This window comes from Parundibacterium terreum (assembly GCF_014636315.1).
Classification (GTDB): Bacteria; Pseudomonadota; Gammaproteobacteria; order Burkholderiales; family Burkholderiaceae_D; genus Undibacterium; species Undibacterium terreum.
Map to the genome: position 1 here is coordinate 219,106 of NZ_BMED01000006.1, position 24,573 is coordinate 243,678.

Sequence of the window (24,573 nt, forward strand, 5' to 3'; positions counted from 1 at the left end):
GCCGCAGCGCCTTTAGCAGATGCCTGAAGGAATGAAATGAGAATAAACCGACATTATCACCCATGCGCCGCAGGAAGGCACACCGGCAACAGTAATTTCGATTATTTGCATCCAATTTGCGGCTTCTTGCCAGCATTTATCCACAGGTAGACCCTCGATGACAAACTGTGGATAACTTTGTGGACAGTTTATATGGCAAAACGTTAAATCAGGTTAAGAAGACCAGTACACTGAGTTACACGCTGTAAATGCTTGATTTCATTGATACCAGTGAGTGGAAATTCGTGCTGTTATTTGCAGTGCAGCGTATTTCTTGGTCGCACTACTGTGCATAAGTGACCCTAAGTATTATTTTTTAGGGACAAGCTGCCCAAAGCTTAGGCGCATAGTCTCGGCCAAATACTGTCCCCAGGAGCGCGCCCCTTTTTCGGACGGATGATAGCCGTCTTCGGCCATTAAAGCGGCATCGTCGGTATCCAAACCCATCGCGACATAGTGCACATTGGCAAAGTCGGCTGCCAGCTCGCGGCTGACACTGTCCAGCACCCTGGCCTTGCTTCCCAGCACAAAACGCAGGGGTTGCGGCAAAGCCGGCATCGCATGCATGGGCGGCACGCCGGAAAGGATGATGCGCACCGGCGCCAGCCTGTCCCGCACTGCGCAGATAAGCTGGGTCATTTCACTACGGTAACGGCGGGCGGAGCGGAAAGAGGTGGTGTCATTCACGCCGAAAGCGATCAGCACGATGTCCACCCCGGGCGCATATGCGGACAATTGCGGCACCATCAATTCCAGCGCCTGGGCCAGGTCGGCGCCATTCTTGCCCAATGCCTGCCATTGCACGGGGTGCTGCTGTTGCGCCGCCAGCGCCTGCGCAAACTGGGCAGTGATGGCCTGTTCCAGAAGCGTGACGCCGACCCCGGCGACTGGCGATTCGCCTATGCCCAGCAAACGCAGAGGCGGCTGATCGCCCGGGGATGGGCTTGCAGAGGATGCGATGCCGTTGGCCTCTCCCGCAGCTTCAGGCAGGCGCGGTGTTACCTTGCGTACGTATTTTCCCTGCAGATATAGCAACGGGTAAAGCGGCACAGCCAGCAATTCCGGCAGATAATATCGCAGCATGGCAGCTGCGCTCAACTGATCTTGAGCTTGGCCAGTTCCGGCTTGGCCGGCGGATATTCCAGTTCCAGGCTTTCCAGTTTTTCCACTACAACGCTGGCAATGGCGAGATTGCGCTGGGTCTTGGAATCGGCTGGGATGATATGCCAGGGTGCGTGTTCGGCATCGGTGGCGGCGATCACCTTTTCATACTGCGTCTGGTACGCATCCCAGAATTTGCGCTCCACCAGGTCTTGCGGATCGAATTTCCAGTGCTTGTGCGGATCGTCTATACGCTCTTGCAGGCGCTGCTTTTGCTCCTGCTTGGAGATATGCAGGAAAAACTTCAGGATGACGGTGCCGGTTTCGGTCAGCATGCGTTCGAAATCACGTATCTGCGCATAGCGCCGCGTACATTCCGCGTCATCTATCCAGTCGTGCACGCGAGTGATCAGCACATCTTCATAGTGGCTGCGGTTGAAGATGACGATCTCGCCATTGGTTGGCACTTCCTTGTGCACGCGCCACAGGTAGTCGTGTTCTTTTTCTTCATTGCTGGGGGCCTTGAAAGCGACAGTACGGGCACCAAGCGGATTGATTTGGCCGAATACACCGCGCACCGTGCCATCCTTGCCGGAGGTATCCATGCCCTGCAGCACGATCAGCAGCTTGTATTTCTTTTGCGCATACAGCAGTTCCTGGTAGGCCGAGATATGCTCTCCCAGTTTCATAGTGGCAAGCTTATCGCGCGTCTTGGCTTCATCCTTGTCCAGTTTCTTGTCACCGTCGTCCAGCAGGCGCTGGCTGGCGTCTGCATCTTTGATCTTCAGTTTGCTGCCGGGGCGAAACAGGGAGCTGATAGGCATGGGTGTCTTAGTCTTTCCTGGGTATGTTGAATATCGTGTGATCGACCTTGATGCAGCGGTCCATCATGACCTTGATGCCGGCCTGCAGCGCCTTCGCCGCAGCCTCTTCGTGAATCACTCCCTGCTGCATCCAGACGCAGCCCAGGCCCAGGCGTATTGCATCATCCACGATGGCGGGTATTTCTTCTGAACGGCGGAAACAGTCGACAATATCTATCTGCAGGCCCTGTTGCTGCGCAGCCGTCACCGCATCGTCCAGGCTGGCATGGCAGGGCTCGCCGAGGATGCTGCTGCCCTCTTCCATAGGATTGACCGGGATGATCTTGTAGCCGTGCTGCTGCAGGTAGGCTGCCACTCCGTAGCTGGGCCTGTGGCTCTTGGCGGACAAACCGACGACCGCGATCGTGCGCGCATTGCGCAAGGTGGCAGCGATGTCGGTATTGATCATCATGGCGGTATCATTCATGGCGGCGTCCGCTAGGGACGAAAAAAAGGCAGCCTGAGCTGCCTTCATTTTACTGCCTGTAATGCGCTTTTGCTGAAACGGCAAAAACTTATTACCCGCCTGAATCAATCAGCCTTTGTGGCGCAATCTTTGAATTGCGGCCAGTTGGGCAATCGCGGCGGCCAGTTCTGCCTGTGCCTGAGCGTAGTCAATTTTGGATTCTTTATTGACCAGGGCTTCTTCTGCCCTTTTCTTCGCTTCGTTCGCCTTGGCTTCGTCCAGGTCTTTACCGCGGATCGCAGTATCGGCCAGTACGGTAACAGTGTCAGGTTGCACTTCCAGCAAACCGCCTGCAACGAAGACAAACTCTTCGTCAGCCTGGCCGGCTACCTTGATGCGTACTGCACCCGGCTTGATGCGGGTAATCAGTGGCGTATGTTTTGGATAGATACCCAATTCACCAGCCTCACCCGGCAACGCGACGAACTCGGCTTCGCCGGAGAAGATCAGCTCTTCCGCGGAAACCACGTCAACGTGAATAGTGTGTGCCATGTTGGACCCTTTTCATTCTTGCTGGATCAAAAAAGCGAAGCATGAGCCCGGTCAGTGCCGGACTCCTGCCTCATCGGGTATTAACCGATTTTTTTCGCTTTTTCGATGGCTTCTTCGATAGTACCTACCATGTAGAACGCTTGTTCTGGCAGATGATCGAGTTCGCCGGATGCAATCATCTTGAAGCCCTTGATTGTATCTTTCAGCGAAACGTATTTACCTGGAGAGCCGGTAAACACTTCAGCAACGTGGAAAGGCTGGGACAGGAAACGCTGCATCTTACGTGCGCGCGCTACCAGCAGCTTGTCTTCAGGAGCCAGTTCGTCCATACCCAGAATCGCGATAATGTCGCGCAATTCTTTGTAACGCTGCAAAGTACCTTGCACAGCGCGGGCTGTTTCGTAGTGCTCTTGACCAACCACTTGCGGATCCAGCTGACGCGATGTGGAATCCAGTGGATCAACCGCTGGGTAGATACCCAGGGAGGCGATGTCACGGGACAGAACCACGGTGGAGTCCAAGTGGGCAAATGTTGTTGCTGGGGATGGATCAGTCAAGTCATCCGCTGGAACGTACACGGCTTGAATCGAAGTGATCGAACCTGTCTTGGTCGAAGTGATACGCTCTTGCAGCTTACCCATTTCTTCGGCCAGAGTCGGCTGGTAACCCACCGCGGAAGGCATACGGCCCAACAACGCAGAAACTTCAGTACCGGCCAGTGTGTAACGGTAGATGTTATCCACGAAGAACAGAACGTCTTTGCCTTCGTCACGGAAACCTTCAGCAATAGTCAGACCTGTCAATGCCACACGTAGACGGTTGCCTGGCGGTTCATTCATCTGACCGTACACCATCGCTACTTTGGATTTTTCTGGTTCGTCCAGATCAACCACTTTAGCGTCAGCCATTTCGTGGTAGAAGTCATTACCCTCACGAGTACGCTCACCCACACCGGCGAACACGGACAAGCCGCTGTGCGCTTTAGCGATGTTGTTGATCAATTCCATCATGTTGACGGTCTTGCCCACACCCGCACCGCCGAACAGACCAACTTTACCGCCTTTTGCGAACGGGCATACCAGATCAATAACTTTGATACCGGTTTCCAGCAGTTCTTGCGAAGGGGACAGTTCGTCGTAAGCAGGCGCTTTACGGTGGATAGACGCTGTGGTTTCACGGCTGACCGGACCACATTCATCAATCGGGTTACCCAGTACGTCCATGATGCGACCCAGTGTTGCTTTACCGGTCGGCACCATGATAGGGTGGCCTGTGTTGCTAATCATCATGCCGCGACGCAGACCGTCGGAAGTACCCAGAGCAATAGTACGGACGATGCCGTCACCCAATTGCTGCTGCACTTCCAATGTCAAGTCGGAGCCTTCCATTTTCAAGGCGTCGTAGATCTTAGGCATCGCGTCGCGTGGAAATTCAACGTCCACCACAGCGCCGATACACTGAACGATTTTGCCATCAGCCATGTTCGTTCCTTCAATAATTTAAATTCAGTTTTAAACCGCTGCCGCGCCGGCGACGATCTCGGAGAGCTCTTTGGTAATTGCAGCCTGACGGGTCTTGTTATAAACCAGTTTCAGTTCACCAATCACATTACCTGCGTTATCACTGGCTGACTTCATCGCCACCATACGGGCCGATTGTTCAGATGCCATGTTTTCAGCAACCGCTTGATAAATCAGCGCTTCAACATAACGTACCAGCAACTCATCAATCACGGTGTTCGCATCCGGCTCATACAGGTAATCCCAGGTATGGGAAGACTTGTCTGTTGCGAGCTGGGCAGCCGACAGGGGCAACAACTGCTCCATGACCGGCTCTTGCTTCATCGTGTTGATGAACTTGGTGTAAGACAGGTAGACCGCGTCCAGTTTCCCCTCCTGGTAGGCATCCAGCAACAACTTCACTGGGCCTATCAGTTTGTCCAGGTGAGGCGTATCGCCGAGTTGCACTGCGTGCGACACGACTTTTGCACCTACCCTGTTCAGGAAACCGAGACCTTTATTACCAATCGCGACCGCTTCAATTGTTGAACCCTTGCCCTCGAGTTCACGCAGCTTGTTGGTGACCAAACGCAAAACGTTGGTGTTCAGGCCACCGCACAAACCCTTGTCTGTCGTCACAACAACCACGCCAACTTTCTTGGACTGGTCTTGCGCGATCATGAAAGGATGCGTGTACTCAGGGTTTGCTTGTGACAAGTTCGCAGCGATCTGACGAATCTTTTCGCTATAGGGACGGGCGGCGCGCATCCGGTCCTGCGCCTTGCGCATTTTGGATGCGGCGACCATTTCCATCGCCTTGGTGATCTTCTTCGTATTTTCTACGCTTTTGATCTTGCCACGTATCTCTTTGCCTGCTGCCATGAGTATTAACTCCTTTTAAACCCTGTTAATGGGGTGGGGTTAATATGCGCCGGATTTTTTGAAATCAGCAATCGCGGCAGACATGGCAGCTTCGCCATCTTTGTCGAGTTGCTTGGTTTCTTCAATCTTTTGCAACAATGCAGCGTGGCTGGTCTTCATGAAGTTGTGCACGCCAGCTTCAAAAGCCAATACTTTCTTCACAGGCACATCATCCAGGAAGCCTTTGTTCACGGAGAACAGAGTCACGGCCATCAGGGAGATGGACAATGGTGCGTACTGAGCCTGTTTCAACAGTTCTGTAACGCGTGCACCACGATCCAGCTGCTTGCGGGTTGCTTCATCCAGATCGGATGCGAACTGCGCAAACGCCGCCAATTCACGATACTGCGCCAAGTCGGTACGGATACCGCCGGACAGGTTTTTGATAACCTTGGTCTGCGCTGCACCACCAACACGCGATACCGAAATACCCGCGTTAATCGCAGGACGGACACCGGAGTTGAACAGGGAAGTTTCCAGGAAGATCTGACCGTCGGTAATCGAAATTACGTTGGTTGGAACGAAAGCGGAAACGTCGCCGGCTTGAGTTTCAATGATAGGCAATGCTGTCAAGGAACCTGTCTTGCCTTTGACTTCACCATTGGTGAACTTCTCTACATAATCCGGGTTCACGCGTGCTGCACGTTCCAGCAGACGGGAGTGGAGGTAGAACACGTCGCCAGGATAAGCTTCACGGCCTGGTGGACGGCGCAGCAGCAGGGAAACCTGACGGTAAGCCACAGCTTGCTTGGACAAGTCATCATAGATGATCAGTGCATCTTGACCGCGATCGCGGAAGTATTCGCCCATTGCGCAACCGGAGTAAGCGGATACATATTGCATCGCTGCGGACTCGGAAGCGGCAGCCGCTACCACGATTGTGTATTCCATCGCGCCGTGTGCTTCCAGGGAACGCACTACGTTTTTGATGGAGGACGCTTTTTGACCGATCGCTACATAGATACAAGTAACGTTCTGGCCTTTTTGGTTGATCACGGCATCAATCGCTACCGCAGTCTTACCAGTTTGACGATCGCCAATGATCAATTCACGTTGACCGCGGCCAACTGGAACCATGGAGTCGATGGACTTCAGGCCGGTTTGCAGAGGTTCGGAAACGGATTGACGTGCAATAACGCCAGGAGCGATCTTTTCGATCGGTGCTGTCATTTTTGCGTTGATCGGGCCTTTGCCGTCGATAGGCTGACCCAGTGCATTCACTACGCGGCCGCGCAGTTCAGGACCGATAGGCACTTCCAGGATGCGGCCTGTGCATTTCACAGTGTCGCCTTCGGAGATGTGCTCGTAGTCGCCCAGAATAACGGCGCCGACGGAATCACGTTCCAGGTTCAGCGCCAGGCCGAATGTGTTGCCTGGGAATTCCAGCATCTCGCCTTGCATCGCGTCAGACAGACCGTGGATGCGGCAGATACCGTCGGTAACGGAGATAACCGTACCTTGATTGCGAATCTCAGCGCCGTTGCCAAGACCTTGAATCCGGCTCTTGATCAGCTCGCTGATTTCTGATGGGTTGAGTTGCATACTAACTCCTAATATTATTTCTCTGTCGAGAAGTTCAAATCATCTGAGCGCGGCACGCCCCGGTTTGCGCATTGATTATTTCAGTGTCCCTGCATGGGACTGCGCTTGTAACCAGGGCCCGAGCCGCCCACCAAAATGAATCAACTTCCCTTTGCGCTTGGCTCAGATTCTTTACTTGTGACCTTACGCGGTCAGGGCGACTTGCATCTGTTGCAGCTTGGCACGTACCGACGTATCCAGCACCTGGTCACCAACCACGATACGCACACCACCGATCAGTGAAGCATCCACTTTCACGCTAGGGTGCAACTTGCGGCCGAATTTCTTTTCCAGTGTCGCAGTCAGGTCGCTCAACTGTGCAGCCGTCAATTCAAATGCGCTGAAAATTTCTGCATCTGCGGCGCCTTCTTGCGCATTCTTCAGATCGTGAAATTGTGTAGCGATTTCGGGCAACAGGGTCAAACGGTCGTACTCGGCGAGTGTATTGATGAAGTTTTTGGCTTCTTCAGTCACTGGGGATTTCAGCACGGACAAGATGGTCTCAGCTTTTTGCGAAGCGGAGACCTTTGGGTTGTGTGCAAGAGCCACTACATCGGGATGCGCAGCAACTTGCCCCATCTCGGTAACCAGGTCCGACCAGGCGGACAGGTTGCCGGATTGAGCAACGCGAAACAGCGCTTCTGCGTAAGGACGAGCGATCGTTGCGAGTTCAGCCATGATTACAGCTCAGTTTTCAGTTGGCCCAACAGATCAGCGTGAGCCGATGCATTGACCTCACGTTTCAGAATTTGCTCGGCGCCTTTAACTGCCAGTGTTGCCACCTGGTCGCGCAATTCTTCGCGTGCTTTAGTTACTTGATTGTCTGCTTCGGCTTTAGCGGCAGCGATGATGCGTGCGGCTTCTGCAGTTGCAGTATTCTTGGCTTCGTCAATGATCAGCTGAGCACGTTTTTCTGCATCGAGAACGCGTTTCTGGCCTTCTTCACCTGCGCTAGCCAATTGGGCTTGCACACGTTTTTCAGACGCTTGCGCTTCGGTGCGTGCACGGTCGGCGGCTGCCAGACCATCGGCAATTTTTTGCCTGCGCGCGTCAATCATGCCAATCACTGGTGGCCACACGACTTTCGCCGTGAAGTAGGCCAGGATGAAAAACACCGCAGCCTGGAACCACATTGTCAGATTAAGATTCACGATAGTTTCCTTATCAAATTAATCGTTCCGTAAGCAGCTTCCTGCTTACGGTACAAGAAGGAAAGCTAATTAGCCTTTGAACGGATTTGCAGTTGCAAAGAACATCGCGATACCAACACCGATAATGAACGCAGCATCGATCAGACCAGCCAGCAACAGCATTTTGCCTTGCAGCTTTTCCATCAATTCTGGCTGACGTGCAGAAGCTTCCAGGTATTTGCCGCCCATCAAAGCGATACCGATACATGCACCCAAAGCGCCCAAACCAATGATCAAACCACAAGCCAGTGCAACGAAAGCGACGTTAGTCATGACAACTCCTTCAAAGTTTAAAAATAATAATAAAAATCAAAAAACAAAATACCCAAAACCAAAACTAAATTTCAAACAACCCCGGCAACAGCTCAGCTTGATGATTCTTAGTGAGCTTCGTGCGCCTGACCCATGTACACCAGGGTCAACATCATGAAAATAAATGCTTGCAGCAAAACGACCAGGATGTGGAATATTGCCCAGCCTGTACCTGCTACCAGATGGCCTACGCTACCGACTACGGTCTCGCTGGCGCCCAGCATCGCGATCAACAGGAACAGCAATTCACCGGCAAACATGTTGCCGAACAGCCGCATGCCCAGGGAGAAAGTTTTTGCAGCGTACTCAACCAGATTCAATGCCAGGTTGGCAGGGAACAGCCATGGGCCGAACGGTGCTGTGAACAATTCTTTCAGGAAGCCGCCGAAGCCCTTGATTTTCAGGCTGTAGTAGATCATCAGGACGAACACACCGATGGAGATACCCAAGGTGCCGTTCAAGTCGGCAGTAGGAACCACGCGGTGGTGGGTCTCGGCGCTGATGCCGAGCACAGGGAAGATCCATTGGGAAAACAGGTCCACCGGCAGGAAGTCCAGCGAGTTCATCAGGGCAACCCAGACGAATACGGACAATGCCATAGGAGCGATGAAGCTGATGTCGCCGTGAACGATGCTCTTGGCCTGGTTTTCCACCATTTCAAACAGCATTTCAACTGCGCACTGGAAACGGCCAGGCACGCCGGAAGTCGCTTTACGGGCAGCCAGGTACATCAGCAGCGTGCCGATCACGCCGCAGGCGATGGACCAGAACAGCGTATCTATATTGATGATAGACATATCCCACAAGGATTCTTGCGGAATATGAGACGTAGAGAGATGCCCCAGGTGATGGGATATATACTCCGATGGAGTCACTGCTGCGTGCTCAGTTGCGCTCATGATAGGTGTCTAAATAGTAAAATAAAATAACTTTTAAGCGTCACGACGATCCCAGCGATAAACGCTACCCAATTCAAATCGTGATACAAACTAACAACTGCAATCATTAATGCAATTGTTGAGGCAATTTTGACAAATTCACCGATGAAGAAAGTCACCGGATTCGCGCCACCCGGTTTGAGCACGCTGACATAAAGTCGCGCAGCAAACAAAGCATTGGGGATCGCACAACACAAGCCGCCCAACAGCGCGGAGACTCCTGAGGGAACGCCGCCTATCAGCGCCGCAATCAGCGCGACCAGCAAAACTGCCGCCAATTGCAGCAGAACCATACGCGCCATGCCATTCCCTCATTCAATTTTTTTGGGGCACCGCCTGTTGATTTCCCAACATGTGCCACCACTTCGTTCAGGCCAGCACGAACTCTCGCTAGCCAAAGCCACGGAATTATACGTGGTAGTGCATCCTATCGTCAAACCTTTCCAAACTTTATACTGTTGCGCCCAACAATGGTGCGATAGTTGTCTTTGTGATAATTCTACACTGCAGTATAAAATGCTGTCAGCCAGTCCTGGCCTTGCTGCCAGGCCCCCAGGCCGGAATCGCCATTGATGTGACCTTTCGCACCAAGCTTGTGAAATTCCGCTCCCCATTGCGCGGCCCATTCCTGCGCCACAGCCATATCACACCATGGATCATTGCTGGAAGCGATTACCTTGCAGGTAAAGGGAAAGCGCATTTGCGGCATCGGTGAAAAGCTGGACGCGGGAAAATCGGCGCGTTCCACATCCGGCGGCGCCACCAGCAATGCGCCTTTTATCTTGTCATCCGCATCAGTATTTTGCAGGCCCGGCATGCCCGACTGGACCCACCATGCGGTCAGCGCGCAACCCAGGCTATGCGCAGCCAGTACCACCGGGCCGTCAACCGCGGCGACGGCCGCCGCCAGGCTTGCCACCCAGTCATCCTTATGCGGCTGGTCCCAGCTTTGCTGCTGCACCCTTACCGCCTGCGGCAAAGTGTGCTCCCAGATGGTCTGCCAATGGCCGGGGCCCGAGTTGTACAGGCCGGGAAGCAGCAATACGGTGACGGGCTTCATGCAGTGTCGCGCTTACTGGCCGCGTATCTTCAGGATCACGCCATCCAGCGAATCCAGGTCGGCAAAGTCGATGACCATTTGGCCCCTGCCCTTGCTGCCCATCTTCAACACGACCTGGGTCGCCAGCAAATCGGACAGTTCTTCTTCCAGGCGGGTGATGTCGCGCGACTTCTCAGCCTTGTCGCGCGGCTTGCTCGGCGAAGCCAGTTCGGCGGTAGTGCGCATCACCAGTTTTTCTGCATCGCGCACCGACATGCGCTTGGCTACCACCTGGTTGGCCAACTGGATTTGCGTAGCAGCGTCGGTTGCCAGCAAGGCACGGGCATGGCCCATGTCGATATCGCCGGCCATCAGCATGGTCTGCACCGGCTTGGCCAGGTTCAGCAAACGCAGCAGGTTGGAAACCGCGCTGCGCGAGCGGCCTACCGCGGTCGCTGCCTGTTCATGGGTAAAGCTGAAGTCCGAGATCAGCCTGTGTATGCCCTGCGCTTCTTCCAGCGGGTTCAAGTCTTCACGCTGGATATTCTCGATCAGCGCCATCGCGGCGGCAGCCTGGTCGTCCACATCCTTCACCAGCACCGGCACTTCTTCCAGGCCGGCCATCTGCGACGCGCGGAAGCGCCGTTCACCGGCAATGATTTCGTAGCGGGTGACGCCATTGTTCTGCCCTACCGGACGCACCAGGATAGGCTGCATCAGGCCCTGGGCCTTGATCGATGCGGCCAGTTCCGCCAGCGCGCCCTCGTCCATGCGGGTACGCGGCTGGTATTTGCCGGCCTGCATCTGCGTTACCGGCAGGCTGGTCGGTGCGCCCACCACATTCGGTACCGCCTCGGTGAAATCGCTTGCGCCTCCCAGTAGCGCATCCAGGCCGCGACCCAGGCCAGTCATTTTTTTGGTTGCCATCTTTATTCTACGTCCAGTGATTTAATTCTTTCTACCATCTCGGCGCCAAACGCGATATACGCTTGCGCCCCCTTGGAAGAGGGGTCAAATATGACGCCCGGCATGCCGTAGGACGGCGCTTCGGCCAGCCGCACATTGCGCGGGATCACAGTCTTGAATACCTTGTCGCCGAAGTGCTGTTCCAGCTGGTCCGACACCTGTTGCGACAGCGTCATGCGCGGATCGAACATCACGCGCAGCAAGCCGACGATCTTCAGGTCCGGGTTCAGGTTCATATGCACCTTCTTGATCGTGTTCGACAAGTCGGACAGACCTTCCAGCGCATAGTATTCGCACTGCATCGGAATGATCACGCCATGCGCAGCGCACAGGCCGTTCAGCGTCAGCATCGACAAAGCCGGCGGGCAATCGATCAGGATGAAATCGTATTCTTCCTTGACCTCGGCCAGCGCATTGCGTAGGCGCTTGTCGCGGTTTTCCAGTTCCACCATTTCGACTTCGGCACCGGCCAGTTCGCGGTTGGCCGGCAATACGTCAAACCTGCCGGACTCTGAACGCTGGCGCGCGGTCCTGACATCGGTCATGCCCAGCAGCACTTCGTAAATCGATGCTTTCAGCTTGGCCTTGTTGATGCCGGAACCCATCGTTGCATTACCCTGCGGATCCAGGTCCACCAGCAGTACGCGCTGATCCAGTTGTGCCAGTCCCGCTGCCAGGTTAACCGTCGTCGTGGTCTTGCCTACCCCACCCTTTTGATTAGCTACGCAAAAAATTTTTGCCATGTGTTTTCAGTTTTTTTTAAGCGATCGTTGAAGGATGGATTCAGTCTGCGGTTTTCTTGATGTACACCAGATGGCGTTCCGCGTTCAGGCCGGGCACGGTTAGCGGCTCCACCGCTTCCACCACCCACCCCTGCGGCAGGCGCTCGATCTCCTGATCCGGCGCCACGCCTTTCATCGCGATGAAGCGTCCGCCATCGGCCAGCAAATGGCCGGACCAGTTGACGAAGTTATTCAATTCGGAAAATGCGCGCGACGTGATCACGTCAAATTTTTGCGCCACTTGCAGCGCCTCGACGCGGCCGGTATGCACGGTGACATTGGACAAGCCCAGTTCCGTCTTGGCCTGGGTCAGGAAGGCGGTTTTCTTGCTGACCGTATCTATCATCGAGATGCGGATGCCGGGAAAGGTAATCGCCAGTATCATCCCCGGCAGGCCGCCGCCTGCGCCGACGTCCAGCACATTGCTGGCGCCGCTGAATGCATGCGCCGCCGACAGCGAATCCAGCAAGTGCTGCTTGACCATCTCGCGCGGGTCGCGCACGGCGGTCAGGTTATACACAGCATTCCATTTCGACAATAATGTCAAATAGGAAATCATATTATCTATTTGACCACTATTGATGGGCAAGCCCATCTCTTCGACTCCGTCCGCCAGCATTGCGGTCAGAGCCACACGATCCAATGTACTCATGAAGCCTCGCCGGTTTCTACGACTGCATTTTCAGCAGCATTGGCAAAGCCCTTGAATCCGCGCTTTTTCAAATGCACCAGCAATAGCGAGATCGCTGCCGGCGTCACGCCAGACACGCGCCCGCACTGGCCCAGGGTTTCCGGCCTGTGCTTGTTCAGCTTCTGCTTCACTTCTATCGACAAGCCGCTGACTTCCAGGTAATCGAAGTCGGCCGGCATCTTCAGGTTTTCGTAGTGCGCATGGCGCTCCACTTCCTTGGCCTGGCGATCGATGTAGCCGGAATATTTGACCTGTATCTCTACCTGCTCCTTGACGGCTTCATCCTGCACGCCGGGGCCGGCCAGTTCCTGGCCTTCGGTGCCGTGCAGGCTCATCAGTGCTTCGTAGGTAACGTGTGGGCGGCGCAGCAGATCTGCCAGCGAGTATTCACGTTCCAGCGCCTTGCCGACAACGCGCTCTGCTTCCACATCAGCCAGGATGCGCGGGTTGACCCAGGTCGAACGCAGCCTTTCCATTTCACGTGAAACAGCTTCGCGCTTGGTTTCAAACAAGGCCCATTGCGCATCGCTGACACAGCCGAGCTGGCGGCCGATTTCTGTCAGACGCATATCAGCATTGTCTTCCCGCAGGCTGAGGCGGAACTCGGCACGACTGGTGAACATGCGGTAGGGTTCTTGCACGCCCTTGGTAATCAGGTCGTCCACCAGCACACCCAGGTAAGCCTCGTCGCGGCGCGGTACCCAGGCATCGCGGCCCTGGGTCAGCAGGGCGGCATTCAAGCCAGCCAGCATGCCTTGCGCGGCGGCCTCTTCATAACCGGTGGTGCCGTTGATCTGGCCGGCAAAGAACAGGCCCTGGATAGTACGGGTTTCCAGCGAGGCTTTCAGGCCGCGTGGATCGAAGTAATCATATTCAATCGCATAGCCGGGACGCAGGATGTAGGCATTTTCCATGCCGCGCATAGAGCGCACCAGATCCAGTTGCACATCGAAAGGCAGGCTGGTGGAAATGCCGTTAGGGTAAAACTCATTAGTCGTCAGGCCTTCCGGTTCCAGGAAGATCTGGTGCGATTCCTTGCTGGCAAAGCGATGTATCTTGTCTTCTATCGATGGGCAATAACGCGGACCCACGCCTTCGATCACGCCGGTGTACATGGGGCTGCGGTCCAGGCCGGCGCGGATGATATCGTGCGTGCGCTCATTGGTATGCGTAACCCAGCAAGGCAATTGCCTTGGGTGCATGCCTACATTACCCATGACTGAAAATACGGGAATAGGATCGAGGTCGCCCGGCTGTTCCTGCATCACTGAAAAATCGATACTACGGCCGTCTATCCTTGGCGGCGTACCGGTTTTCAGGCGGCCTTGCGGCAAGGACAATTCTTTCAGGCGTGCGGATAAGGATACTGCCGGCGGGTCCCCTGCCCGTCCAGCCGAATAATTATTCAGGCCTACGTGTATCTTCCCGTCCAGGAAAGTGCCAGCAGTCAGTACCACCGCGCGGCCGCGGAACTGTATGCCGACCTGCGTCACTGCACCGATAACACGGTCGCCCTCAACCAGCAGATCATCCACTGCCTGCTGGAACAGCCACAGGTTCGGCTGATTTTCCAGGCGGCTGCGGATAGCCTGCTTGTAAAGCATGCGGTCTGCTTGCGCACGAGTGGCGCGCACTGCCGGTCCTTTAGAAGAATTCAGGATGCGGAACTGGATACCGGCTTCGTCGGTGGCAATCGCCATCGCACCGCCCATGGCATCTACTTCCTTGACCAGGTGGCCCTTGCCTATCCCACCGATGGAGGGATTGCAGGACATCTGGCCCAGGGTTTCAATATTATGGGTCAGCAGCAAGGTCTTCTGCCCCATACGGGCAGAAGCCAATGCGGCTTCGGTACCGGCGTGGCCGCCGCCGACCACAATTACGTCGAATTCTTTAGGATAGAACATAGCAGACTTCATTAATAAATCTTGGGGAGGCACGATTATAGAGTGTTTTGGACTTACACAAATAATCTAAGCCGAATATAAGCCTAAGGGAAGACTAATTTCGTGAAATATTAATGACCTGCCGCTATCATTGTTTCACGTGAAACAAAGCAAAATTGTGAATATTGCTACATCAGCAACCACTGCATGAACCTGGCCAGAAAAGGAGCACAGATCAGAGTGATGCCCAAAAACAGCAGGATATAGGAAGAGTTCAGGCGCAAGCTGGCCAATAAGCCGGGCTCCGCTTTCTTAGCTGCGGGCTTGGGTCGCGCGATGGGCGGCGGCTCCGGGAACACCGATACCGCTTTTTTGGTGCCGGCACTGTCTATGCTGACGCTCGCAGCCTCAGGCGCCTTAGCCACTTTAGCCGCCGCTACAGGAATATGAGGCTCTATTCTTTCCTCTTGTTTTACGGCAAGCTCATCCAAGGGCAGGAAGAAATCCAGTTCCTCAGTATCCACCGCAGGGGGCTCTTCTACCTGAAGCTCGTCCGCATGCTGCGGCTCAGGGTGCTGAGGCGCAACTACAAATTCGTTCAAGATTTCATCACTGATCGCGGGGAAGCTACCATCGACTACCTTCGCCGATCTGGGCTGCAGGGGGATAGGATGTGCAGCCTGGCCATAACGCTGGCTGGCCGGAGTCTGTGAATTCTGCAAAGCCATGCGGGCAACGCTATTCTGGTCCAGATTACCATCCCCGTGCTCTTCATCAGGGTCAAACGAGATAATGGATACAGGATCATCATCTTCCTGGCGCAGGAATTTATCCATGATATCCGGATCAACCATGTCGGGCTTCTGCCCTTCTGCCGGAAACATCACCTCGTACAGCAAGCCCTTTTCCAGCAACTTGCGTATTGCCCTGTCAAAGCGCTGATGTGCCAGACTCTTCAGCTTGATACGCAAGCCTGCATAAGTACTGACACCATCCGCAATAATCAGCACCAGGCGTTCGCTCTGGGTCAGGCCACGTTCCTTATTCTGGATCTCGGCCCTGCCTGAATCTGTACGTTGAAATATTACCCAATCCGGATAGCCCACACTTCATCTTTCGTCAGTACGGAGGCAAGCGCCTCTTCCATCGCGATGTTTCACGTGAAACATCGCCCCTTATTTCAGGAAAGCATCATAACTCGTCTTAAGTATCAATGCAGCAACAACCAGCAAGAACATTTTCCTGACGAAGCCGCTACCATGCTTTATTGCCAAACGGCTACCCGTTAGAGATCCTAACACTCCGCATACTGCCATGGCGAACCCTACTTGCCAAATGACATTATTACTGTAACCAAACCACAACAGCGCCGCTGCATTGGTCGCCACATTCAACACTTTTGCCACTGCGGAGGCACTGAGGAAGTCATAGCCGAACAAACGCACAAACAAAAACATCAGAAAACTGCCGGTACCGGGACCGAAAAAACCATCGTAAAAACCAATGCCGCCACCAACCAGCATCGCCATCGTTCTTTCTTTGTCGCCATGATAAAGCGGTGCATGGGTGCTGCCGAAATCCTTTTTTCTGAAGGTATATACGGCGACCGCGAGCAGTATAAAAGGCAGGGATTTGCGCAGATAGGTAGGCGGGATGTGCGTGACGGCAAAGGCACCGGCAAAGGCAAATAGGAAGGCCATCGCCGCCGCGGGTAGCACCATGCTCCAGCGCAGGCGCACCGCTTTCACATAGTTCACCGCAGCAGCGGTGGTGCCCCAGATGCCGGCCAGCTTATTCGTACCCAGCAAAGTCGCAGGCGCTACGTTCGGCATCGCCGAGAATAGCGCAGGCACTTGTATCAGCCCTCCGCCTCCGACCACAGCATCAACAAAACCGGCAAAGAAGGCAGCCATACCAAGTACTATGAAATCCATCAACATCCCGTCCATCCGCGTGCAATTGAACTATTTCCCCGCCGACATCATACAAGATCGCGGCCCGCTCCACCCTCCCACGCTTGAAATCTATTCAGGCAGGGGCAATAGCCAAGCTTGCTACAATAGCTGCAAAGGAGAGAGACAATGAACAATTTTGAATTTCGTACCGTCCCCTATATCGTCAGCCAGATCGGGGGCGCCAAGCAGCTCGGAGAAATGATCGCCCAGCACTACCCTGCCGTCAGACGCGTGCTGCTGGTGACCGATGCGGGCTTCCTGAAGACCGGCCTGGTCAATCCGGTGATTGCCAGCCTGGAAAACAATAAACTGCATGTCGCCGTATTCTCGGATGTGATTGCCGATCCACCGGAAGCGGTCGTCCACCAGGCGGTAGCAGACGCCAAACAAAAAGAAGTAGAACTGGTCGTAGGCCTGGGTGGCGGCAGCTCGATGGACGTGGCGAAACTGATTGCCGTGCTCGCCGGCAGCGAGCAGTCCCTGTCCAGCATGTATGGCATAGGCAATGTCAAAGGCAGCCGTCTGCCGCTGATACAGATACCCACCACCGCAGGCACCGGCTCTGAAGTCACGCCGATTTCCATCGTCACCACTGGCGCCACCACCAAGATGGGCGTGGTCGCACCGCAGCTGTATGCCGACATCGCCATCCTTGATGCGGAACTGACCACCGGCCTGCCCGCCAAGGTAACGGCTGCTACCGGCATTGACGCGATGGTGCATGCGATAGAAGCCTACACCACCAAGCACAAGAAAAACCCGCTGTCCGATATGCTGGCCCGGCAGGCGCTCGGCTTGTTATGGAATAACATCGACCAGGCCTGCACCAATGGAACAAACCTGGAAGCCAGGCAGGCAATGCTGCTCGGCGCAATGCTGGCAGGCCAGTGCTTTGCCAATGCCCCGGTCGCCGCCGTGCATGCGCTGGCCTATCCCATAGGCGGCATCTTCCATGTGCCGCACGGTTTGTCCAACTCGCTGGTGCTGCCGCATGTACTGCGCTTCAATGCGCCGCAAGCGGCCTCCCAGTATGCGGAGCTGGCTTCCATCATTGCACCGGCAGCACAGGGCAGCGACGAGGCGCGCAGCACCGCACTGATCAATGCGATGGAGGCACTGGCAAAACGGGTGGGCATAGAAACGCAATTGCGCCAGGTCGGTATTGCGGAAAAAGATCTGGACCAGTTGTCCAGCGATGCGATGCTGCAGACCCGCCTGCTCGGCAACAACCCGAGAGAGGTCAAACTGGAAGATGCGCGCGCGATCTACGCCGCCGCGCTGTAGCTTGCTGTCAGCGAGATATCCACAGCTACGGCAACAACGCCGGTCAGTCCTTGGCCGGCGTTTTGTTTTTAGGTAGCTGCCGCTGAAATTCCTGCAGGCGGCCAGCGATATTTTTGCCGATGAAAATCTGTGGATTGGAATTGTCAAAACCCTGCATGCTCTCGCGCACGCGTATCGCCGGCAAGGCCATATCAAATGCCTCGGTAAAAGAATCGGTCTTGTTCAGCGCCTCTTCAAAATACGCTTTGCCGAAATAGGTGAAGTCCGCTTCATTGCTGCAACCGAAAGAAGTCCGGTCCGCCGCTGCAGCCGTCATCACCAGCGTATCATCGGTCTTCAGCGCATCGACAAAACCGCCGGAATAACAGGCTGAAACCACGATCACGCGGTTGCGTATGCCGGACGCATCCAGCATCGTGCGCAGCGCCTGCGGGTTCAATATAAAGAACTGCATGCCTTCAAATTCCAGCGTAAAGCTATGATCATGCGAGCCATGCGAACTCAGGTACAGGAACAGTACATCCCTGTCCCTGTCCATCAACTGCCCTATGCGGTTCAGGCTCATCTGCATGCTGCTGACGCTGGCGATCGGCGAAGCCCGCACCGACTTCGGATTATTGATCAGCATCAGCGAATGCCCGGCAGTGCCGAAGCGCCGGTCGAACATCGCGCGCACATAGCGCACCTCTTTCATAAACACGTCCTGCCCCGCATAGCCGGCCACGCCCAGGAAAAACAACTGGATACGGCTGCCCTCCCCCGCCCGCATCGAGGCCAACTGGCTTTGCAGTAATTGCGGCTGCAGATAAAATATATCTTCCTTCTGCAACTCAGGCGCAAGTTGCGCCGACTCTTCACGCGCAGCTGTCCACAAAGTCCGGTCGATATAGATTTGCGTAAACGGCGCTGCAAGCAGCAGGCTCAATACCACCGTCGCAGGGCCGAAAGCCGGAAACCGCAGGCGCAGCAAGCGCACGCTGGCCAGCGCGCAAGCCAGCACCAGCCAGACCAGCCGCAGCAGGAAACCGTAGCGGTCCAGGCGCACTTTCAGCCTGGCAGGCCAGTTTCGTAAAATGGCCCCGGGCAGATAGTCCAGCAGGTATTCCAGGAATAGCATGCCGTAGTCGATCACCAGCATCGTCGCCAGCATCAGCACCGCCAGTACCAGCAACTGGCGCGGACGGCGGAAGCAGCTAGCCACTCCCCACGCGGCCAGCAGCACGATAGGCACGTTCAGCAGCAAGCCGCCCAGGCCGTAAGGCACGAACATGCCGTCGCGGCCGGTCTGCAGCAGATCGGCACTAAATTGCAGCACCGTCCCCAGCAACACCAGCAAGATCAACTGCGCCGCGCTGGCATGCACGCTGTCGCTGGAAATGCGCAACAGGCAAGCGGCTCGCAGCCCCGCCTTCAGGTTCACGAAAAACGCATAGGGGCGGTAGCTGAGCGGCGTAGGCTGATGGTCCAAGTTGTCGGTGACCGAGAACGGCATGAAGAATAATCCAGTCTGAAATAATGATTAAAACTGCATCAAGTCTAACCCGCATTGCAGACTTGCACATCCATACGCCGGGCGAAAAAAAACCTGGGCATGCTTTCGCATCTCCAGGTTTTTTGATGACGCTATTGCGTCTACGCGAATCTAAGCCCTATGCGCGTTTGCCCAGCCTGGCGCCTATCTCACCGACGATGCCGCGGCGGAAGGCCAGCACGCAGATGATGAAGATCAGGCCGGTGACGATCGTGATCGATTCACCCAGCGAATGGAACCAGTCCACCGTGGTCACGCGCGCCAGGAAGTCGCCGATCTCGCCCAGCTTGTTTTCCAGCACCAGGATGATGATGGCGCCGACGATAGGGCCCACCAGCGTGCCCAGACCGCCCACCAGCGTCATCAGCACGACCAGGCCTGACATGGTCCAGTGTACGTCCGTCAGCGTCTCAAAACCCAGTACCAGCGTCTTGGTGGCCCCTGCCAGGCCGGACAGGCCTGCAGACAGCACAAAGGCCAGCAGCTTGTACTTATCGACGTCATAGCCCAGCGAAATGGCACGCGGCTCGTTTTCCTTGACCGCCTTCAATACCTGGCCGAACGGCGAATGCACGGTGCGCACGATCAGCGCATAGCCGGCTACCGCAATCAGCAAGACCACGTAATACAGCGTGATGTCGGAGCCCAGATCCAGCACACCCAGCAGTTTGCCGCGCGGTACCTGCTGCAAGCCGTCTTCGCCGCCGGTGAACTTGGCTTGCAGGAACACAAAGTACAGCATCTGCGCCAGCGCCAATGTGATCATCGTGAAGTAGATACCCTGACGGCGTATCGCCAGCGCGCCCATCACCAGGCCGATAGCGGCACCGGCCAGCGTGCCCAGCAGAATGCCGACTTCCGGCGTCAATCCCTTGTCGCGCATCGCCCAGCCAGCAATATACCCGGCGCCGCCGAAGAAGGCCGCGTGACCAAAGGACAACAGGCCGGTAAAGCCGATCAGCAGATTGAAGGCGCAGGCAAACAATGCAAAGCACAGCAGCTTCATCATCAGGATGGGATACACCACTTGCGGTGCCACCAGCAGCGCCAGCAGCGCGATGCCATATCCAATTTTCTTATTCATAGTAGGTGCCTATTTCTCTTTGCCGAACAAACCGGCCGGACGTATCATCAGCACGATCGCCATCACCACAAACACCACGGTGGCGGACGCCTCGGGATAGAACACGCGGGTCAGGCCTTCGATGATGCCCAGTCCCAGCCCGGTCAGGATGGAGCCGAGGATGGAACCCATGCCGCCGATCACCACGACCGCGAACACGGTGATGATCAGGTTGGAACCCATCAGCGGTGACACCTGTATCACCGGCGCCGCCAGCACGCCTGCAAAGGCCGCCAGGGCCACGCCGAAACCATAGGTCAGCGTTACCATCAGCGGCACGTTGATGCCGAAAGCTTCCACCAATTTAGGATTTTCCGTGCCGGCGCGCAGGTAGGCGCCCAGCTTGGTTTTTTCAATCACAAACCAGGTCGCAAAGCAGACCACCAGCGAAGCCACTACTACCCAGGCGCGGTAGTTAGGCAAGATCATGAAACCGAGATTGGTGGCGCCGGTCAATGCGTCCGGCACCGAGTAAGGCTGGCCGGAAACGCCGTAGATGGAGCGGAACACGCCTTCCAGCAGCAAGGTAATGCCGAAGGTCAGCAGCAGGCCGTACACGTGATCCAGCTTGTACAGCCAGCGCAGCATGGTCTTCTCGATCACGATGCCGAATACGCCGACCAGCAGCGGAGCCACGATCAGCATCACCCAGTAATTCACGCCAAAATAAGTAAGGCCCATCCACGCAAAAAACGCCCCCATCATATACAGGGCGCCGTGGGCAAAATTAATCACATTCAACAAGCCGAAGATAACGGCCAGGCCTAGCGACAGCATCGCGTAGAAGGAACCGTTGACCAGTCCCAGCAGCAACTGGCTCAACATCGCTTGCAGCGGTATACCAAATATTTCCATGGCGACTTCATGAAAAAAATCACCCTAGTGGGTGAAAAATCAGAGAACTGGCGCACTGCCCTCTTCAAGCAAGTGGGAAGCGCGCCAGGTATTTAACAACAACGGCTAGTAACTCCAGACCCTGCGCTTATTTCCACAGCGAGCACTTGGTCTCGGCCTTGGCGGTGAAAGCCTGTTCGCCAGGGATGGTCTGCACGACCTTGTAGTAATCCCATGGATACTTGGAATCGGCCTGGTTCTTCACCTGCATCAGATACATGTCATGAATCATGCTGCCGTCGGCACGGATATAGCCGTTTTTGGCATACATGTCGTTGATCTTCATCGTACGCAGTTTCGCCAATACTTTTTCAGTATCATCGGTACCGGCTGCTTTTACCGCATTCAGGTACTGGATAGTCGCTGAGTAGTCCGCAGCCTGCAGGCTGGAAGGCATCTTCTTCATCTTGCCGAAGTAGCGGCGCGACCAGGTGCGGGTTTCTTCATTCTGATCCCAGTACCAGCTATCTGTCAGGTACATACCGTGCGTCAGGTTCAAAGTCAGCGAGTGCACATCGTTGATGAACATCAGCAGGCCGGCCAGCTTCATGGTCTTGGTGATGCCGAACTCATTGGCCGCCTTGATCGCATTGATGGTATCGCCGCCGGCATTGGCCAGGCCCAGGATCTGTGCCTTGGAAGACTGCGCCTGCAACAGGAAGGAAGAGAAGTCGGAAGCCGACAGCGGATGCTTGACCGAGCCGGCCACTGTACCGCCGGAAGCCTTGACCACGCCGGAAGTATCGCTTTCCAGCGACGCGCCGAATGCATAATCGGCGGTCAGGAAATACCAGCTCTTGCCGCCCTGCTTCACAACTGCGGAGCCTGTGCCCTTGGCCAGCGCTACCGTGTCGTACGCATAGTGAACGGTGTAAGGCGTGCATTCTTCATTGGTCAGGCGGGCAGAACCGGCGCCGATGGAGATGTAAGCCTTTTTCTTTTCCAGAGCCACCTTTGCCATCGACAGGCCGGTGCCGGAATTGGTGCCGCCGACCAGCATGTCGACGCCGTCGCGGTCAAACCATTCGCGCGCCTTGCTGGCGGCGATATCGGCTTTGTTTTGATGGTCGGCAGTGACCAGTTCGATTTTCTTGCCCAGCACCGTGCCGCCAAAATCGGCGATCGCCATCTTGATCGCTTCTACGCCGCCCTGGCCGTCGATATCGGAATACAGGCCGGACAGATCGGTGATGAAACCGATCTTGACCACGTCACCGGAAACTTGCGCAGAAGCCGTACCTGCAAAGCCCGCCAGGGCAGCAGATACAGCCAGAGTCAGGGCCTTGAATTTTGTTTTCATTTGTCTTCTCCGTTCATTATTAAAACAGCTTGTTTTAAAACCAGCCTTCCGAACCAACTACTTCAACTTCTTCAGCATATGCTGCCGATTCAACCCGAGAACCAGGACCAGGCGCTTACACGCCCAGCAAATTGTTCAGGACCGTCATCTTGTCGTTCAATTCGGCAGCACCGAAAGTCTCGACGATCTGCCCATGTTCCATCACATAAAAACGGTCTGCCAGCGGTGCGGCAAAACGGAAGTTTTGCTCCACCATCACGATCGTGTAGCCCTTTTGCTTCAGCGTCGTGATCATCCTGGCCAGCGCCTGCACGATCACCGGCGCCAGGCCTTCGGAGATCTCATCCAGCAGCAGCAGGCGGGCGCCGGTGCGCAGGATGCGGCCCACGGCCAGCATCTGCTGTTCGCCGCCGGAAAGGCGCGTGCCCTGGCTATTCTTGCGCTCGGCCAGGTTGGGGAACATCGCATAAATTTCGTCTATGGACATGCCCTTGTCGGTGCTGGAAACCGAAGGCGGCAGCAGCAGGTTTTCTTCAGTGGACAGCGAAGAGAAAATGCCGCGCTCTTCCGGGCAATAACCTACGCCCAGATGCGCCACCTTATAGGTAGGCAGATTGATCGCTTCGGTGCCGTTGATCTTGATCGAACCCTTGCGGGCGCCGGTCAGGCCCATGATCGCGCGCATCGTCGTCGTGCGGCCGGCGCCGTTACGGCCCAGCAAGGTCACTACCTCACCCGGGTTCACGACCAGGTTCACGTCATGCAGGATATGGGATTCGCCGTACCAGGCTTGCAGATTGCTGATTTCCAGCGCAGGAGTCTGGCTACCGCTCATGCGTGGGCTCCTTCCAGCTCACCGGATGTCGTTCCCATATAGGCTTCCATGACTTTAGGATTTTGCGAGACTTCTTCATAGCGGCCCTCGGCCAGCATTGCGCCGCGCTGCAAGACCGAGATCTTGTCGCAAATGCCGGAGACCACGTTCATATTATGTTCGACCATCAGGATGGTGCGGCCGGCGGAGACCTTCTTGATCAGCTCCGTCACGCGGTGCACGTCTTCATGGCCCATGCCCTGCGTCGGCTCGTCCAGCAGCATCATTTCCGGTTCCATTGCCAGCGTCGTGGCAATCTCCAGCGCGCGCTTGCGGCCGTAAGGCAGATCGACAGTCACGGTATCGGCAAATTCGGTCAGGTCGACCTGGGCCAGCAGTTCCATCGCCTTATCATTCAGGCGCGACAGGCTGTTTTCGCTTTTCCAGAAATGGAAAGACGTGCCCAGCGTGCGCTGCAAGCCTATGCGCACATTTTCCATCACCGTCAGGTGCGGGAAAACCGCAGAAATCTGGAACGAACGGATAATGCCCTGGCGCGCAATCTGCGCCGGCTTGGCCGACGTAATGTCGCGGCCATTGAACAGGATTTGTCCCGAAGTCGGAACCAGGAATTTGGTCAGCAGATTGAAGCACGTCGTCTTGCCCGCACCGTTGGGGCCGATCAACGCGTGTATATGTCCACGCTGCACGCGCAGGTTAACCTCGCTGACAGCGGTAAAGCCCTTGAACTCTTTGGTCAAGTTCTTGGTCTCCAGAATGACGTCGGTCATCTGATCTCCTTGTTTTGGATCTGAGTCACATTTCATCGCCGGCAAAGCCCAGCCATCAATGCATCCCGATATTGCTCTTTTCAGCAATTATTCACATCGCTCTTTGGCGATTATT

26 protein-coding genes are annotated in these 24,573 nt (G+C 55.5%); 1 reads left to right on the forward strand and 25 read right to left on the reverse strand.

Annotated features, from left to right (window positions below; all coding sequences use genetic code 11):
• Positions 1 to 348 precede the first annotated feature (348 nt).
• The 19 genes from IEW12_RS23935 to IEW12_RS24025 form a co-directional block, all read right to left on the reverse strand.
• Positions 349 to 1,122 (reverse strand): SGNH/GDSL hydrolase family protein, encoded by a 774-nt coding sequence (locus tag IEW12_RS23935; RefSeq protein ID WP_229751318.1) that lies wholly within the window; start codon positions 1,120 to 1,122, stop codon positions 349 to 351.
• A gap of 11 nt (positions 1,123 to 1,133) precedes the next feature.
• Entirely contained in the window at positions 1,134 to 1,964 is an 831-nt protein-coding gene (locus IEW12_RS23940) for a PPK2 family polyphosphate kinase (protein WP_188568651.1), read from the reverse strand.
• 7 nt (positions 1,965 to 1,971) lie between these two features.
• Complete coding sequence (locus IEW12_RS23945) at positions 1,972 to 2,430, reverse strand: CoA-binding protein (RefSeq protein ID WP_188568652.1); 459 nt, start codon at positions 2,428 to 2,430, stop codon at positions 1,972 to 1,974.
• 108 nt (positions 2,431 to 2,538) lie between these two features.
• Positions 2,539 to 2,961 carry a F0F1 ATP synthase subunit epsilon gene (locus IEW12_RS23950; protein WP_188568653.1) on the reverse strand — a complete coding sequence of 141 codons (423 nt, stop codon included), beginning with the start codon at positions 2,959 to 2,961 and terminating at the stop codon, positions 2,539 to 2,541.
• An 80-nt stretch (positions 2,962 to 3,041) separates the two neighbouring features.
• On the reverse strand, positions 3,042 to 4,442 hold the full coding sequence (gene atpD / locus IEW12_RS23955; RefSeq protein WP_188568654.1) for a F0F1 ATP synthase subunit beta: 1,401 nt from the start codon (positions 4,440 to 4,442) through the stop codon (positions 3,042 to 3,044).
• A gap of 30 nt (positions 4,443 to 4,472) precedes the next feature.
• Positions 4,473 to 5,342, reverse strand: a complete 870-nt coding sequence (gene atpG, locus IEW12_RS23960; protein ID WP_188568655.1) for a F0F1 ATP synthase subunit gamma — start codon at positions 5,340 to 5,342, stop codon at positions 4,473 to 4,475.
• Between the two features lie 39 nt (positions 5,343 to 5,381).
• Positions 5,382 to 6,923, reverse strand: coding sequence for a F0F1 ATP synthase subunit alpha (gene atpA, locus IEW12_RS23965; protein WP_188568656.1), 1,542 nt, complete (start codon positions 6,921 to 6,923; stop codon positions 5,382 to 5,384).
• 183 nt (positions 6,924 to 7,106) lie between these two features.
• Positions 7,107 to 7,640 carry a F0F1 ATP synthase subunit delta gene (locus IEW12_RS23970; protein ID WP_188568657.1) on the reverse strand — a complete coding sequence of 178 codons (534 nt, stop codon included), beginning with the start codon at positions 7,638 to 7,640 and terminating at the stop codon, positions 7,107 to 7,109.
• A 2-nt stretch (positions 7,641 to 7,642) separates the two neighbouring features.
• A complete protein-coding gene (locus IEW12_RS23975; protein ID WP_188568658.1) occupies positions 7,643 to 8,113 on the reverse strand; it encodes a F0F1 ATP synthase subunit B in 471 nt (156 codons plus the stop codon).
• A 69-nt stretch (positions 8,114 to 8,182) separates the two neighbouring features.
• The gene (atpE, locus tag IEW12_RS23980; RefSeq protein ID WP_188568659.1) at positions 8,183 to 8,425 is read right to left on the reverse strand and encodes a F0F1 ATP synthase subunit C; all 243 of its coding nucleotides are present in this window, start codon (positions 8,423 to 8,425) and stop codon (positions 8,183 to 8,185) included.
• A gap of 107 nt (positions 8,426 to 8,532) precedes the next feature.
• Complete coding sequence (gene atpB / locus IEW12_RS23985) at positions 8,533 to 9,363, reverse strand: F0F1 ATP synthase subunit A (RefSeq protein WP_188568660.1); 831 nt, start codon at positions 9,361 to 9,363, stop codon at positions 8,533 to 8,535.
• On the reverse strand, positions 9,360 to 9,704 hold the full coding sequence (locus tag IEW12_RS23990) for an ATP synthase subunit I (RefSeq protein ID WP_188568661.1): 345 nt from the start codon (positions 9,702 to 9,704) through the stop codon (positions 9,360 to 9,362). The genes atpB and IEW12_RS23990 overlap by 4 nt, the downstream gene beginning before the upstream one ends.
• Positions 9,705 to 9,901: 197 nt before the next feature.
• Positions 9,902 to 10,462, reverse strand: coding sequence for an RBBP9/YdeN family alpha/beta hydrolase (locus IEW12_RS23995; RefSeq protein WP_188568662.1), 561 nt, complete (start codon positions 10,460 to 10,462; stop codon positions 9,902 to 9,904).
• Between the two features lie 12 nt (positions 10,463 to 10,474).
• Positions 10,475 to 11,368, reverse strand: coding sequence for a ParB/RepB/Spo0J family partition protein (locus IEW12_RS24000; protein WP_188568663.1), 894 nt, complete (start codon positions 11,366 to 11,368; stop codon positions 10,475 to 10,477).
• A gap of 2 nt (positions 11,369 to 11,370) precedes the next feature.
• Positions 11,371 to 12,150, reverse strand: a complete 780-nt coding sequence (locus tag IEW12_RS24005; protein ID WP_188568664.1) for a ParA family protein — start codon at positions 12,148 to 12,150, stop codon at positions 11,371 to 11,373.
• Between the two features lie 40 nt (positions 12,151 to 12,190).
• On the reverse strand, positions 12,191 to 12,841 hold the full coding sequence (gene rsmG / locus IEW12_RS24010; RefSeq protein WP_188568665.1) for a 16S rRNA (guanine(527)-N(7))-methyltransferase RsmG: 651 nt from the start codon (positions 12,839 to 12,841) through the stop codon (positions 12,191 to 12,193).
• The gene (gene mnmG, locus IEW12_RS24015) at positions 12,838 to 14,787 is read right to left on the reverse strand and encodes a tRNA uridine-5-carboxymethylaminomethyl(34) synthesis enzyme MnmG (RefSeq protein WP_188568879.1); all 1,950 of its coding nucleotides are present in this window, start codon (positions 14,785 to 14,787) and stop codon (positions 12,838 to 12,840) included. Before mnmG ends, rsmG begins: the two co-directional genes overlap by 4 nt.
• A 167-nt stretch (positions 14,788 to 14,954) precedes the next feature.
• A complete protein-coding gene (locus IEW12_RS24020) occupies positions 14,955 to 15,872 on the reverse strand; it encodes a hypothetical protein (protein ID WP_188568666.1) in 918 nt (305 codons plus the stop codon).
• Between the two features lie 69 nt (positions 15,873 to 15,941).
• A complete protein-coding gene (locus IEW12_RS24025; protein ID WP_371874576.1) occupies positions 15,942 to 16,700 on the reverse strand; it encodes a TSUP family transporter in 759 nt (252 codons plus the stop codon).
• Positions 16,701 to 16,847: 147 nt separating this feature from the next.
• Here IEW12_RS24025 and IEW12_RS24030 point away from each other — a divergent pair, with 147 nt between their 5' ends.
• Positions 16,848 to 18,005, forward strand: a complete 1,158-nt coding sequence (locus IEW12_RS24030; RefSeq protein ID WP_188568667.1) for an iron-containing alcohol dehydrogenase — start codon at positions 16,848 to 16,850, stop codon at positions 18,003 to 18,005.
• Positions 18,006 to 18,048: 43 nt separating this feature from the next.
• Here IEW12_RS24030 and IEW12_RS24035 read toward each other — a convergent pair whose 3' ends face one another.
• The 6 genes from IEW12_RS24035 to IEW12_RS24060 all read right to left on the reverse strand — a co-directional run bounded on the left by IEW12_RS24035 (position 18,049) and on the right by IEW12_RS24060 (position 24,458).
• Positions 18,049 to 19,497: a C13 family peptidase gene (locus IEW12_RS24035; RefSeq protein WP_188568668.1), complete on the reverse strand. Its 1,449-nt coding sequence runs from the start codon at positions 19,495 to 19,497 to the stop codon at positions 18,049 to 18,051.
• Positions 19,498 to 19,654: 157 nt separating this feature from the next.
• Positions 19,655 to 20,620: a branched-chain amino acid ABC transporter permease gene (locus tag IEW12_RS24040; protein WP_188568669.1), complete on the reverse strand. Its 966-nt coding sequence runs from the start codon at positions 20,618 to 20,620 to the stop codon at positions 19,655 to 19,657.
• 9 nt (positions 20,621 to 20,629) lie between these two features.
• The gene (locus IEW12_RS24045; RefSeq protein ID WP_188568670.1) at positions 20,630 to 21,514 is read right to left on the reverse strand and encodes a branched-chain amino acid ABC transporter permease; all 885 of its coding nucleotides are present in this window, start codon (positions 21,512 to 21,514) and stop codon (positions 20,630 to 20,632) included.
• A gap of 127 nt (positions 21,515 to 21,641) precedes the next feature.
• On the reverse strand, positions 21,642 to 22,853 hold the full coding sequence (locus tag IEW12_RS24050) for an ABC transporter substrate-binding protein (RefSeq protein WP_188568671.1): 1,212 nt from the start codon (positions 22,851 to 22,853) through the stop codon (positions 21,642 to 21,644).
• A 115-nt stretch (positions 22,854 to 22,968) separates the two neighbouring features.
• Positions 22,969 to 23,688, reverse strand: coding sequence for an ABC transporter ATP-binding protein (locus IEW12_RS24055; protein WP_188568672.1), 720 nt, complete (start codon positions 23,686 to 23,688; stop codon positions 22,969 to 22,971).
• A complete protein-coding gene (locus tag IEW12_RS24060) occupies positions 23,685 to 24,458 on the reverse strand; it encodes an ABC transporter ATP-binding protein (RefSeq protein WP_188568673.1) in 774 nt (257 codons plus the stop codon). Before IEW12_RS24060 ends, IEW12_RS24055 begins: the two co-directional genes overlap by 4 nt.
• Between the last annotated feature and the right edge of the window lie 115 nt (positions 24,459 to 24,573).

Excerpts from the sequence above, each read along its gene's own strand:
- IEW12_RS23935 (WP_229751318.1), bottom strand. The coding sequence starts at position 1,122 with ATGCTGCGATATTATCTGCCGGAATTGCTGGCTGTGCCGCTTTACCCG.
- IEW12_RS23940 (WP_188568651.1), bottom strand. The coding sequence starts at position 1,964 with ATGCCTATCAGCTCCCTGTTTCGCCCCGGCAGCAAACTGAAGATCAAA.
- IEW12_RS23945 (WP_188568652.1), bottom strand. The coding sequence starts at position 2,430 with ATGAATGATACCGCCATGATGATCAATACCGACATCGCTGCCACCTTG.
- IEW12_RS23950 (WP_188568653.1), bottom strand. The coding sequence starts at position 2,961 with ATGGCACACACTATTCACGTTGACGTGGTTTCCGCGGAAGAGCTGATC.
- atpD (WP_188568654.1), bottom strand. The coding sequence starts at position 4,442 with ATGGCTGATGGCAAAATCGTTCAGTGTATCGGCGCTGTGGTGGACGTT.
- atpG (WP_188568655.1), bottom strand. The coding sequence starts at position 5,342 with ATGGCAGCAGGCAAAGAGATACGTGGCAAGATCAAAAGCGTAGAAAAT.
- atpA (WP_188568656.1), bottom strand. The coding sequence starts at position 6,923 with ATGCAACTCAACCCATCAGAAATCAGCGAGCTGATCAAGAGCCGGATT.
- IEW12_RS23970 (WP_188568657.1), bottom strand. The coding sequence starts at position 7,640 with ATGGCTGAACTCGCAACGATCGCTCGTCCTTACGCAGAAGCGCTGTTT.
- atpE (WP_188568659.1), bottom strand. The coding sequence starts at position 8,425 with ATGACTAACGTCGCTTTCGTTGCACTGGCTTGTGGTTTGATCATTGGT.
- atpB (WP_188568660.1), bottom strand. The coding sequence starts at position 9,363 with ATGAGCGCAACTGAGCACGCAGCAGTGACTCCATCGGAGTATATATCC.
- IEW12_RS23990 (WP_188568661.1), bottom strand. The coding sequence starts at position 9,704 with ATGGCGCGTATGGTTCTGCTGCAATTGGCGGCAGTTTTGCTGGTCGCG.
- IEW12_RS23995 (WP_188568662.1), bottom strand. The coding sequence starts at position 10,462 with ATGAAGCCCGTCACCGTATTGCTGCTTCCCGGCCTGTACAACTCGGGC.
- IEW12_RS24000 (WP_188568663.1), bottom strand. The coding sequence starts at position 11,368 with ATGGCAACCAAAAAAATGACTGGCCTGGGTCGCGGCCTGGATGCGCTA.
- IEW12_RS24005 (WP_188568664.1), bottom strand. The coding sequence starts at position 12,150 with ATGGCAAAAATTTTTTGCGTAGCTAATCAAAAGGGTGGGGTAGGCAAG.
- rsmG (WP_188568665.1), bottom strand. The coding sequence starts at position 12,841 with ATGAGTACATTGGATCGTGTGGCTCTGACCGCAATGCTGGCGGACGGA.
- mnmG (WP_188568879.1), bottom strand. The coding sequence starts at position 14,787 with ATGTTCTATCCTAAAGAATTCGACGTAATTGTGGTCGGCGGCGGCCAC.
- IEW12_RS24025 (WP_371874576.1), bottom strand. The coding sequence starts at position 16,700 with ATGGATTTCATAGTACTTGGTATGGCTGCCTTCTTTGCCGGTTTTGTT.
- IEW12_RS24030 (WP_188568667.1), top strand. The coding sequence starts at position 16,848 with ATGAACAATTTTGAATTTCGTACCGTCCCCTATATCGTCAGCCAGATC.
- IEW12_RS24035 (WP_188568668.1), bottom strand. The coding sequence starts at position 19,497 with ATGCCGTTCTCGGTCACCGACAACTTGGACCATCAGCCTACGCCGCTC.
- IEW12_RS24040 (WP_188568669.1), bottom strand. The coding sequence starts at position 20,620 with ATGAATAAGAAAATTGGATATGGCATCGCGCTGCTGGCGCTGCTGGTG.
- IEW12_RS24045 (WP_188568670.1), bottom strand. The coding sequence starts at position 21,514 with ATGGAAATATTTGGTATACCGCTGCAAGCGATGTTGAGCCAGTTGCTG.
- IEW12_RS24050 (WP_188568671.1), bottom strand. The coding sequence starts at position 22,853 with ATGAAAACAAAATTCAAGGCCCTGACTCTGGCTGTATCTGCTGCCCTG.
- IEW12_RS24055 (WP_188568672.1), bottom strand. The coding sequence starts at position 23,688 with ATGAGCGGTAGCCAGACTCCTGCGCTGGAAATCAGCAATCTGCAAGCC.
- IEW12_RS24060 (WP_188568673.1), bottom strand. The coding sequence starts at position 24,458 with ATGACCGACGTCATTCTGGAGACCAAGAACTTGACCAAAGAGTTCAAG.